Source organism: Brucella intermedia LMG 3301 (assembly GCF_000182645.1).
GTDB classification, from domain to species: Bacteria; Pseudomonadota; Alphaproteobacteria; order Rhizobiales; family Rhizobiaceae; genus Brucella; species Brucella intermedia.
The window spans coordinates 331,257-343,447 of the sequence record NZ_ACQA01000001.1 but is presented as its reverse complement, the minus strand read 5'-3'; the positions used below and the strand labels follow the sequence as shown (position 1 = coordinate 343,447).

The window sequence follows — 12,191 nt, the reverse complement described above, 5'->3', positions numbered from 1 at the left end:
TGGAAATGCTCTAGACCTGATTATCAGCCTGCGGGTTGGGGCTGATCGTTTCGTTCACGTCTTCATCTTCCGGCCTCTTCGGAGGCTTCCGAGCAATCAGACTATAGAACATCGGAATGAAGAAGGTGGCGATGAACGTTGCCGCCAGCATGCCGCCGATAACGCCCGTACCGATGGAGTGACGGCTTGCCGAACCGGCACCCGTGCTGATCGCGAGCGGCACCACGCCCAGAATAAAGGCGAGCGAGGTCATCACGATCGGACGGAAGCGCAGACGAGCCGCCGACGCCGCCGCCTCGATGGCGGACTTGCCGGTCTCTCGTTCGAGCACAGCGAACTCCACGATCAGAATCGCGTTCTTCGCCGCCAGACCTATGAGCGTCACCAGACCAATCTGGAAGTAGACGTCATTGGTCAGCCCGCGCAGATCGGTTGCCAGCAACGCGCCGAAGATTGCGAAAGGCACCGCTGTTATGACGGCAAGCGGCAGGCTCCAGCGTTCGTACTGCGCAGCAAGGATCAGGAACACCATGACAAGGCCGAAGATCATGGCCTGCGTGCCCGTGCCGCTGGTGGTCACTTCCTGATAGGCCGAGCCGGTCCATGCAATCTGATAGCCCTGCGGGAGAACCTCCGCAGCCACTTCCTGCATCGCCTTGATCGCGTCGCCGGAGGTGAAGCCCGGCGCCGGATTACCGGTGATCTTCGCCGCGTTGAAGGCATTGAAGCGTTCGAGCTGATCAGGGCCGACAATACGCTTGACGGTCACGAGAGCATCGAGCGGGATCATGCTGCCGGAATTGGCACGGACGAAGACATGCTTGAGATCGCTCGGATCACGACGGAACTCGGCTTCCGACTGCAAGTTGACCTGATAGTTACGGCCAAACAGCGTAAAGTCGTTGACGTAGAGGCTGCCGAAGGTTGCCTGCATTGCAGTGAATACCGAGTTGATCGGCACACCCATGGCCTTCGCCTTTTCGCGATCAAGCTGGATGTCATACTGCGGAACGTTCGGATCGAACGTCGTGCGCACACCCTGCAACTCCGGCCGCTTGACTGCAGCCTCGGTGATGAGCTTGGTCGCCCGCGTCAGCGAATCCACACCGCCGCCCGTGCGATCCTGAACATAGAGTTCAAAGCCGCCCGTCGTGCTGAGACCCATGATCGGAGGCGGGTTGAACGCAAGAACAAGACCGTCCTTGATCCCCGCATTCATCCCCATGATGGCACCGGGAAGATTGCGCGCATCGGTTTCAGGCGTCGTGCGTTCCTTCCAGTCCTTGAGCATAATGAACATCGTGCCGGCACTGGTTTTCAGACCGCCCGACAGAAGGTCGAAGCCGGATACCGCGAAGACGCTCTCCACAGCAGGGTTTTTCCGGATATTCGCACTCGCCTGATCGAGAACCGCCGTTGTACGTTCCAGAGAGGCCGCCGGGGGAAGCACTGCAACGCTGAACAGGAAGCCCTGATCCTCATCTGGCAACAGCGATCCCGGCACCCTTTCGAAAAGATAGTAGGTGGCGCCAAGAAGGCCCGCAAAAATGACCAGCCCGATTGCAGCGCGCTTCAGGAAGAAGCGAACGCCGCGCGAATAGCCGTCCGTCACCCGCTCGAAGAAGCGGTTGAAGATGCGGAACGGCAGCATCGGCTCATGATGACCCGGCTTCAGGATAAGCGCGCAAAGCGCCGGTGTCAGTGTCAAGGCCACGAGACCCGACAGCGTCACCGAAATCGCGATGGTCACGGCGAACTGCTTGTACATTTCGCCAACCAGACCGCCCATGAAGGCGACCGGAATGAACACCGCACACAGCACAAGGACAATCGCAATCACCGGCCCCGTCACTTCGCCCATGGCCTTGATGGCGGCCTTGCGCGGCGACAGTTTTTCCGTCGTCATGATACGTTCGACGTTTTCCAGCACCACGATGGCGTCGTCGACCACGATGCCGATTGCCAGCACGAGACCGAAGAGCGTCAGGAGATTGATGGAGAAGCCCAGCACATACATGCCCGCGAAAGTACCGATAATCGAGATCGGCACCGCGATGATCGGGATAAGTGTCGCCCGCCAGTTCTGCAGGAAGATGAACACCACCAGCACGACGAGAATGATCGCCTCGATGAAGGTGTGAATCACTTCCTCGATGGAAACCTTGATGAACTTCGTCGTATCGAACGGGATCGAATAATCGATACCCGCCGGGAAGCTTGCCTTCAGCTCATCCATACGGTTCTGAATGAGTTCCATCGTGTTGAGCGCGTTCGCGCCCGGCTGCAGATAGATTGCAATCGGGACGGCCGAGGTGCCGTTCAGATTACTGTCGACGAGATAGCTTTCCGTGCCGAGTTCGACACGCGCAACGTCCTTGAGACGGAGCGTAGCCGCATTGGGGCTCGAACGAAGGATAATGTTCTCGAATGCCGCGGCGTCCGGAAGGCGTCCCTGCGTGGTCGCGGTATAGGTGAACGGCCCGGCTTGCGGGTCAGGCTGATCGCCGAAGCGGCCTGCTGCAAACTGCGCGTTCTGTTCCTGAATAGCGGTCGAGACATCGCTCGGCGTCAGGTTATACTGCGCCAGCTTGTCGGGACGCAGCCAGATACGCATCGAATAATCGATGTTGCCGAGAAGCTGCACGTCGCCAACGCCCTGAAGACGCTTGAGATCGTCAACCACATTGAGAAGCGCATAGTTGCCGACATAGGTGCGATCGTAGCGATCGCTGTCGGAGAACATGGCGACCATGCCCAGAATTGTGGTGGAACGCTTGTCCACCGTGACGCCAAGACGCTGCACTTCCTGCGGAAGCGAGGAAGTCGCACGCTGCACGCGGTTGTTGACGTTGATCGTGGCCTGATCCGGGTCGGTGCCCAGAGCAAAGGTCACGGTCAGCTGCATCGTGCCGCTGCCAAGGCTCGAGGACTGCATATAGAGCATGTTCTCGACGCCGTTGATCTGCTGTTCCAACGGCGCGGCAACGGTCTGCGCGACCGTTTCGGCGCTGGCGCCGGGATAGGTCGCGCTGACGACGACCTGCGGCGGCGTCAGTTCGGGATACTGTGCAATCGGCAGAATCCGGATACAGATCAGGCCTGCCAGCACGAGCACAATGGAGATGACCGCCGCGAAAACGGGGCGGTCGACGAAAAATCTGTTCATTGCTTGCCTGCCGCCTGTTCTTTGCCAGCTTCGGCACCCGCCTTGTCCGGCGATGTGCTGTTGCCTGCTTCGGTAGCTGCGTCGACCGGATTAACGGGCTTGCCCGGGGCTGCCTTGATAAGCCCTTCGCTAATGACGCGGTCACCTGCGTTGAGACCTTCGGAAACCAGCCAGGCGTCGCTCAGTTCGCGAGCAACGGTAATCGGCCGGACTTCGACGATATTGTCCTTGTTGACCACGTAAACGAACTGCGTTTGCGGCCCCTGAAGCAATGCGGCCTTCGGGATGGTGATCGCATCCTTGACCTGGATGCCAAGAATGACAGCGCGAACGAACTGACCCGGGATCAGGCGACGCTTGGGATTCTCGACGACCGCGCGGGCACCGAGCGTACCCGTTTCCGTATCGAGCGACGAAGAGGTGAAATCGATCGTTCCTTCGTGGTCATAAGCCTGCCCGTCCCCGAACAGAACCTTGATCTTGAGACGGTCGGCATCTTCGCCCGTCGCACCGCGCTCGGCGCGCAAACGGTCGATTTCAGCGGCTTCCGTGTCCGTGAAGGAGAAGTTCACATAGACCGGGTCGAGCTGGGTAATCGAGGTCAGAAGGCTGGAAGACGCATCCGTACCGATAAGGCTGCCCTCATTGACCTGTTCGAGGCTGGTGATGCCGCTGATGGGCGCCGTCACCTTGGTATAGCTCAGATTGAGTTCAGCCGTGCGCAGCTGCGCCTTGGCTGCGGCGACAGACGCCTTGTTCAGGTCGCGCGTCGCGAAAGCCGAATCACGAACGGCAGTGCTCTGCACCTTCTGCTGGACCAGCTGTTCTGCGCGCTCCGCGTCGCGGATGGATTGCTGATACTGCGCCTCGGCCTGTGCCACCTGTGCCTGAGCCTTTTCAAGCTCCGCCTGGTAAGGTGCCGGGTCTATTTCGAACAGCACGTCGCCAGCCTTGACTTCCGTGCCTTCGATGAAATTGCGGTGAAGCAATATCCCGCCGACACGCGCACGCACCTGAACGTCGCGATAGGCACTGATACGCGCCGCATATTCGTAGGTGACAGGTACATCATGCGGCTCGACCACGGTAACAGATACCTGTGGCGGTGGCGGCGTTGCGCCGCCGGGGTGCCTGCGCCAGAACGGGTTGCCCCGCAAAGACAAGAAAAGCGGCCCCTGCCGCAAAAAGCCGAATGGAACGGTTCAAAGTCATGGTGGGAGTGCCCTTGCTGTCGCGCGGTGCTGCCAATTTAACATACACGAGTGTTTGTAAATACGATCTACCGTGTTATAGTCAATCGCTCAATATTACAGATCACGAATGAGTTACCCGGATTCAAGTGGCGAACTAAGCCATCAGACTGCATTCACCCGAGAGAAATCATGCGAAGAACGAAAGCCGAGGCAGCCGAAACCCGGGAAGCCATTCTGGTGGCTGCCGAGCAGGTTTTCCTCGAGCGTGGTGTCAACCAATCTACACTGATGGAAATTGCCTGTCATGCCGGAGTGACGCGGGGTGCGATTTATTTCCACTTCCGCGACAAGGTGGAGATTCTTCGCACCATCATCGGCAATGTCCGGTTTCCGCAAGAAGAAATCATGCTGCAGGCTGCGGCCGTCAACCACCCCAATCCGATGCATGTGCTCGAGCAGTCGATCATTCAGGCGCTGCAGCTTTTCTCGAACAACGAGCGTCAGCAGAACATTTTCATCATTATCAACCAGCGATGCGAATTCGTCGGCGAAATGGCCCCGCTTGAAGATCGCCTTCGCGAAGCGCGCGCCAACGTCCTCTCCCTGTTCGCAGGATTGCTGGACGTGGCTGCAAGACGCGGGGAGCTTTCAAAGGAATGGACCGCAGACACGGCGGCACCGATCCTGCTGTCCCTTCTAAGCGGCCTTCTCAACGAATGGTTGCGAGGCGACCGGAACTATGATCTTGTCACCTATGGCGGCAGGGCAATCTCGATACTCGTTCAATCTCTTAGAAATCCGGCATTCGAAGCTCATCAAACATAGTTGTCGGGCCCGATTTCGATATGCCTGCCCCGCCGGACAGGCTATTTTCACGATGGCCGGTTTCAACCAATCGTGATTGTCAAACCGCAAAATTGGGAGAGACGCTCGACTCTTTTATAATTTACGCTTACGTCAATGTAACTCTTGCGAAGAAATTAAAACTCGACCACATTTACCAATGAGGAAGCCTTCCGGGGGGCGGATGGCTTGGGAGACGGCGGGCGCACATGCGGCCCAATTTAGGACGGAGCGATCCGGGGAGAAGAAATGGCGAAAAAGACGACTGGGCAAAGTGCATCCGTAGTTGAATCCATGACCGCGGGATCGCCAGCCAATGGCGCGCCGACGCAGGAAAAGATCTGGTTCAAATCATATCCGGCTGGCGTTCCGCACGAGATCGATCTGAGCACGGCGACTTCCATCGGCGATATGATTCTGGCATCTTGCCGGCAATTCGCCTCCAGCCCGGCCTTCACCTGCATGGGCAAGGATCTGTCCTACAAGGAACTCGATGAATATTCGCGTGCGCTGGCTGCTTTTCTCCAGTCGCGCGGTCTCGTGAAGGGCGACCGCGTTGCGGTGATGATGCCAAATATCCTGCATTATCCGATTGCCTTCACGGCTATTCTCCGCGCAGGTTTCGTCGTCGTGAACGTCAATCCGCTATATACGCCGCGTGAACTGGAACATCAGTTGAAGGACTCCGGCGCCAAAGCATTGATAGTTTTGGAAAATTTTGCATCGACGGTTGAAAAGACCCTCAATTCGATCAACGTTCCCAACATAATCGTCGCGTCCATGGGCGACATGCATGGGTTCAAGGGCCACATCATCAATCTGGTCGTGCGCCGCGTGAAGAAAATGGTGCCGGCATGGACCATTCCGGGGCATGTCCGTTTCAAGGACGCATTGGCTCAGGGTCGCGCCCTATCCTTCAACCCGGTTCCGGTACAGGGTTCCGACCTCGCCTTCCTGCAATATACCGGAGGCACGACCGGCATCTCGAAAGGCGCGATGCTGACCCATAGCAACATCCTTGCGAATGTGGAGCAGATGCATACCTGGATGGAGGTTGCCTTCCGCAACAAGGGCAAGCCGAAGGCGCTGAATTTCGTGTGTGCGCTGCCGCTCTATCACATCTTCGCGCTTACTGTGAATGCCATGATCGGCATCAAGCTTGGTGCGCGAAATATCCTCATTCCCAATCCGCGCGATATTGCTGGCTTCGTCAAGGAACTGAGGAAATCCCCGTTCCATATCTTCCCGGGCCTCAACACTCTTTTCAATGGCCTCATGAATAATCCAGATTTCCAGACCCTGGATTTCAAACCTCTTATTCTCACTCTCGGCGGCGGAATGGCTGTACAACGTCCTGTGGCCGAACGCTGGCAGAAAATGACCGGTTGTCACATCACCGAAGGATATGGTCTTTCCGAGACTTCGCCCGTCGCCTGCGCCAACGCGCTGGATGCAACCGAGTTCTCAGGAACCATCGGCCTGCCGATGCCGTCAACCGATGTTGCGATCCGCGATGATGATGGAAACGACCTCGCTCTCGGTGAGGTCGGCGAAATCTGCGTGCGCGGACCACAGGTGATGACGGGATACTGGAACCGCCCGGACGAAACCAAGCGCGCAATCATGCCCGACGGATTTTTCCGGACCGGCGACATGGGTTTCATGGACGAGCGGGGCTATACCAAAATCGTCGACCGCAAGAAGGACATGATCCTTGTTTCCGGCTTCAATGTTTATCCGAACGAAATCGAGGAAGTGGCCGCAGGTCATCCCGGCATCGTGGAATCGGCTGCCATTGGCATACCGAACGAACATTCCGGCGAAGTCGTGAAACTGTTCGTCGTGCGCAGCGATCTCAACCTCACTGAAGACGAAGTCAAAGCCTATTGCGCCGAGCGCCTTACCAATTACAAGCGCCCGCGCGAAGTCGAGTTCCGCGAAAGCCTGCCGAAAAGCAATGTCGGCAAGATCTTGCGCCGCGAACTTCGTGACTGAGAACGGTAAAACTTGAAAACAAATGTGGCCGGACTTTCATCCGGCCGCATTTGTTTCAGACAGCATCAGGCAGAGGGTGGCGCCAAGGGCTGCACGATCTCCTGAAACGGTGCCAGCGCTTCGCATCGAGCGGCCAGACCAGCCAATGAGGGGTATTTCTGCTCATCGAAGAGATGTGGATGGGCTTCACGAAGAAAGCGCAGTGCACAGGTCGCAGCAATATCGGCATGCCCGATATCATCTCCGAACCAATATGGTGATTTTCGTTCTGAAAAATCGTTCTCCAGCACATCCAGCACCCGGGCGATCTGTGTTTCGCAACGCTCTACCCAAACATTTGATTTTTCGCTTCGCAGCAAACCTTCATAGAGCAGGCTTACGGCTTTATCGGCAAGACCGGTAGAAAGCGCGCATATCTTCAATGCCTGACGACGCTCGGCACCTTTTGGCGCGATCAACGGAGGTTTGCCGTCGGCGATCTCATCGAGATAGTCGAGTATCGCCGCGCTTTCGATCGCGACCTCGCCATCATCCAGTACAAGCGTCGGCACGCGGCTCAGCGGATTGAATTCCGCAAGCCTGTCACGATCACCGAACGTCGACCATGGTTTGTGTTCAAATGGCAGGCCGTAAAGCCGCATGGCGATAGCGACACGCCGCACAAAAGGAGAATCATACTGGCCGATCAGAATCATGGGTATAGCTCGCCGCGAACGTTAAACGTCCTGCCATGCTACTCCATGCCAATTCCGCCGCAAGAGCAGCAAGAATGAATTGTGGTGACGCTTCCATTCAATCCGTTGAATGGAAGCGTCGACTTAACGTTTCAGCAATTCGGGCAGGCCGGCCACGCTATCCAGCACGATATCGGCGTGGGGTTCCAATGCTTCGCGAGGACTGTTGCCCGATAGAACGCCGACTGCCAGTCCCGCACCGGCTGCGTGGGCTGTCTCCAGGTCGTGAAGATTGTCGCCGACCATGGCAATCTCATGCGGAGCAAGCCCCAGCTTTTCTGCAAAATAAAGCAGGGGATCGGGATAGGGTTTTGGACGCGCCGCCGTGTTGTAGCCGATCACGACGTCGAAAAAACCGTCGATACCCAGCGCTTTGGCCGTGGCGTGCGCGCCAGCCTCGGAATCGTTAGTAGCAATGCCAAGCCGGAAACCCATGGTGCGAAGCGTTTCGAGCGTTTCATGCAAAGCTTCTACGGCCACAGCAGAACGTGCGCCTTCGGTGACGCAGTAAGCGTCATATTCTTCGATAAGCTCGCGCGATTGCTCGGACACCACATCAGGGTGCCAAAGCGAAACAATGTCTTCGACCGTACCGGCCGCGATGACTGAATTGGCCCGGAAACGCTCGGTCAGCCAGTCATAGCCCCCGGCATCGAGCAATGCGCGGGCCCGCAGGTCGTCCCCCTTTGCAGCCCGCTGCGCAAGCTGCCAGGAGATTGAAAACCAGGTCCGGTCAAAGTCGATCAAGGTACCGTCCTTGTCGAAGAGGACGGCACGGATTGATCTGATGCGTTCTTCGGAAAGCTTTTCGCTCATGCTTCAAGCGCACCGGCACGCTTCTTGACGGCAGAAGGCTTCACCCCCAGCAATTTGAGAAGATCATCGCCACGGCGCACATAGCGCAGCGAACGACGCGTCAAAATGCGCCCGTCCTGCGGTGCCGTGAGCGTAATGTCGCCTTCAGGTTCACCCGGTTTCGTAACCACCGTCACGAGCTTCGCGCCTGCTTTGACTTCGTCGCCGGGCGCTACATGATAGAGCACCATGCCGCCCTCCGGCGCCCGCAGCATCTCGACATGCGAGAGCGGCGTGACAAGCCCCTTATATTCGGTTTCAAGCTTCACATTGTCGTCGCGAACGACACCGCGATGTACGAGGAATTTATACAAGCCCTCGGCGTCGCCCTTGCCCATATCGGGGTAAACATCGCTCAAGCCGCGAAATTCGACTGTCGTCACCGCGCGGCGCTTCATGTTGCGCTTGTCCGCTGGCAATTGCAGGACAGGATGCGCGCAGGCTTCCTCAAAAGCTGCGTCGGCGGTCGTATCCCATGCGAGGATCGCCGTCGAATTGAGCGCAATGGCCAGATCTTTCATGTCCTCGGCAAATTCTTCAGCGATGTAGACGTAGTTTTCGCTCTCATCGTCGCAATGCAGATCGAGAACGATGTCGTTCGGCAGAGCCAGCTTCAAAAGCGTCGCCTTCAGGCGCTGTGCCAGTGAGATCGGCGCATCCGGCTCCGGCAGTTCAGACGTATTGAAATCCGGCAGCAGCGGGAAGGCGCGGTTGAAATTGGTCAGCGAAAAGGTTTCGAAGCGACCGAGATGCTGATGGGCCTGCCACTGGTTGGAGCCGATCGGATTTGCCTGCGGAACAACGGTGATATTGCCGAGAACGCGCCCTTCCTCGGCCGCTTTCTTCAACATCGGAACCAGGAAATGAAGAGCCGCCTGCCCCGGAAGTTCGGCACCGTGAAGCGACGATTGCAAATAGGCGGAAGGCGCATCGCTGTCCTTGCCGGCAAAGCGCAGCACGCGCAACTCGATGGCATTTCCCGGTACATCGCCGGCAAATTTCACAATCTCGGTTTTCATTTCATGTCCCATTCTATTCCTCATGAAGAGAGCCGGATTACAAACCCGGCTCTCTTTCATTTCTAATTGTGCAGAGAATGCCGTCAAGCTTTCCTTCGCGCATGCAGATGGGCGACAAGCCCTTGCGTGGAAGCGTCGCGACCATCGCTGGTTTGCTCGCCCGAGACAACCGGCAAGAGTTCGGTGGCAAGTTCCTTGCCAAGCTCGACGCCCCATTGATCGAAAGCGTTGATGCCGAAAATCTGCGCCTCGACGAAAACACGATGCTCATAGAGCGCGACCAGACGCCCGAAAGCGAACGGGTCAAGCTTGTCGTGAACCAGCGTCAACGAAGGACGGTTGCCCGAGAAGACGCGATGCGGCGCAATGCGTTCCACTTCGCTTTCGGCAAGGTTCTTCGCCTTCAACTGCGCCCGCGCTTCGTCCAGCGTGCGGCCCTTCATCAAGGCTTCCGACTGCGCAAGGCAGTTTGCGAGCAGCATTTCATGCTGGTGGTCAAGGTGCTTTTCATGACCCTTCGCCGCAACGATGAATTCAAGCGGGATGGTGTCGGTACCCTGATGCAGAAGCTGGAAGAAGGCGTGCTGGCCGTTGGTACCGGGCTCGCCCCATACGACCGGGCCGGTCGGGCCGGAAACCGGCGTCCCATCGACCGTGACGCTCTTGCCATTCGATTCCATATCCAGCTGCTGCAGATAGGCAGGCAGGCGGGCCAGACGCTGATCGTAGGGAATGATCGCACGGCTGCCATAGCCGCAGATGGCACGGTGCCAGTAGCCGATGAGGCCCAGCCACATGGGCAGGTTCTTTTCCAGCGGCGCATCGCGGAAATGCACATCCATCGAATGTGCGCCTGCCAGAAACTTGCGGAAGTTGTCCGGTCCAATCGCGATCATGACCGGCAGGCCGATGGCCGACCACACCGAATATCGTCCGCCGACCCAGTCCCAGAAACCGAAAACTCGATCTTCGGCTATGCCAAAGGCGGCTACCTTGTCCAGCGCCGTCGAGACTGCCGCGAAATGGGCCCCCACGGCTGCTTCGCCAAGCGCATCGGCTATCCATTTGCGCGCGGTCTGCGCATTGGTCATGGTTTCGATGGTCGTGAACGTCTTGGAAGCGATAATGACGAGCGTCGTCGCGGGATCAAGGATGCCGAGCGTATCGGCAATATGAGCGCCGTCGATATTGGAGACGAAATGCGCGCGCGGGCCATCATGATAGGGAGAAAGCGCGAGCGTCGCCATGACGGGACCGAGATCGGAGCCGCCAATGCCGATATTGACTATATCGGTGATCTTCTTGCCGGTTGCGCCCTTGATAGCGCCCGACCGGATGCCATCCGAAAATGCCGCCATACGGTCCAGCACTTCCTTCACGTCCGGCAGGACATTGTGTCCGTCGACGAGCACTTCCTTCGAGGAAGTATCGCGCAGCGCGACGTGGAGAACGGCACGATCCTCGGTATTGTTGATATGCTCGCCTGCAAACATCGCCGCGCGACGGCCTTCAACATCGGCAGCACCGGCCAGCTCCTTGAGGAGCCCGATCGTTTCGTCGTTGACCCGGCATTTCGACCAGTCGAACAGAAGGTCATCCAGGGACAACGAATACCGCTCGAACCGACCCGGGTCCGATTTGAACGCTGCCCGCATGTCCTGCGGAGCCGAATCTGCCCAATGCTTTTTCAGCTTTGCGACCGTTGCTTCAAGCTTCGTCGCGTCTCTTGCCATGATGCTACTCCCGAATCAAATCGATTTAATTGCGGACATTAAGCGCTTTAGAGAGGATTTGCGGCAACTAAATTACCGAACTTCCAATTTGGACAGGGTGTCATATACACCATATTGATCAATTTAGGGTGATCCATCCAGGAGTGAACCATGGACCTGACTGGAGAAGAGCGGATAGCGGCACCCAGACAAGCAGTCTGGGATGCGCTGAACGACATTGAGACGCTGAAATCCTGCATTCCGGGCTGTGAAGATATCGAGCGAATTTCGGACACGGAAATACGGGCTGCGCTCAAGGTGAGTTTCGGAATCCTGAAGGTCCGCTTTCACGGGATTCTGGAATTGTCGAATATGAAACCGCCGATCTCCTATACGATCTCCGGCCACGGTGAAGGTTCCATAGCCGGGTTTGCGCATGGGGCGACCGACGTGCGCCTGGATGAAGATGGCGAGGATACTATTCTGTCCTATGCCATACGTGGCGATGCGGGCGGCAAGGTAGCGCAGATAGGCACGAAACTGCTCGGTTCGGTCGCACGCAAGATCGCAGACCGCTTCTTCGCCAATATCGCAGAAGCGGCGTCCAACGCCGCCGCAAAAACGACCTGATCAGGCTTCACTCTTGTAAAGCTGTAACGATCTTCCTTAGCAAC

Annotated in this window: 8 protein-coding genes and 1 pseudogene; 3 read left to right on the top strand and 6 right to left on the bottom strand. The window is 57.4% G+C overall.

Features of this window, described 5'->3' with window-relative positions:
* Positions 1-10: 10 nt before the first annotated feature.
* On the bottom strand, positions 11-3,166 hold the full coding sequence (bepE, locus tag OINT_RS01550) for a multidrug efflux RND transporter permease subunit BepE (protein WP_006466024.1): 3,156 nt from the start codon (positions 3,164-3,166) through the stop codon (positions 11-13).
* Positions 3,163-4,378, bottom strand: a pseudogene (locus OINT_RS01545) (efflux RND transporter periplasmic adaptor subunit). Before OINT_RS01545 ends, bepE begins: the two are co-directional and overlap by 4 nt.
* 170 nt (positions 4,379-4,548) lie before the next feature.
* On the opposite strand from OINT_RS01545, the gene OINT_RS01540 reads away from it, so the two are divergent.
* Together OINT_RS01540 and OINT_RS01535 are read left to right on the top strand one after the other, a co-directional pair.
* Positions 4,549-5,184: a TetR family transcriptional regulator gene (locus OINT_RS01540; RefSeq protein ID WP_006471075.1), complete on the top strand. Its 636-nt coding sequence runs from the start codon at positions 4,549-4,551 to the stop codon at positions 5,182-5,184.
* Between the two features lie 267 nt (positions 5,185-5,451).
* Positions 5,452-7,197, top strand: coding sequence for a long-chain fatty acid--CoA ligase (locus tag OINT_RS01535; RefSeq protein ID WP_006466021.1), 1,746 nt, complete (start codon positions 5,452-5,454; stop codon positions 7,195-7,197).
* 65 nt (positions 7,198-7,262) lie between these two features.
* Here OINT_RS01535 and OINT_RS01530 read toward each other — a convergent pair whose 3' ends face one another.
* The 4 genes from OINT_RS01530 to pgi all read right to left on the bottom strand — a co-directional run bounded on the left by OINT_RS01530 (position 7,263) and on the right by pgi (position 11,538).
* Positions 7,263-7,892, bottom strand: a complete 630-nt coding sequence (locus OINT_RS01530) for a glutathione S-transferase family protein (RefSeq protein ID WP_006466020.1) — start codon at positions 7,890-7,892, stop codon at positions 7,263-7,265.
* A 123-nt stretch (positions 7,893-8,015) separates the two neighbouring features.
* The gene (locus OINT_RS01525) at positions 8,016-8,747 is read right to left on the bottom strand and encodes an HAD family hydrolase (protein ID WP_006466019.1); all 732 of its coding nucleotides are present in this window, start codon (positions 8,745-8,747) and stop codon (positions 8,016-8,018) included.
* The gene (locus OINT_RS01520; protein WP_006471076.1) at positions 8,744-9,805 is read right to left on the bottom strand and encodes a succinylglutamate desuccinylase/aspartoacylase family protein; all 1,062 of its coding nucleotides are present in this window, start codon (positions 9,803-9,805) and stop codon (positions 8,744-8,746) included. Before OINT_RS01520 ends, OINT_RS01525 begins: the two co-directional genes overlap by 4 nt.
* Before the next feature lie 83 nt (positions 9,806-9,888).
* Positions 9,889-11,538, bottom strand: a complete 1,650-nt coding sequence (pgi, locus tag OINT_RS01515; protein ID WP_006466017.1) for a glucose-6-phosphate isomerase — start codon at positions 11,536-11,538, stop codon at positions 9,889-9,891.
* A gap of 150 nt (positions 11,539-11,688) precedes the next feature.
* On the opposite strand from pgi, the gene OINT_RS01510 reads away from it, so the two are divergent.
* Positions 11,689-12,147, top strand: a complete 459-nt coding sequence (locus tag OINT_RS01510; protein WP_006466016.1) for an SRPBCC family protein — start codon at positions 11,689-11,691, stop codon at positions 12,145-12,147.
* The last annotated feature ends 44 nt before the right edge of the window (positions 12,148-12,191 follow it).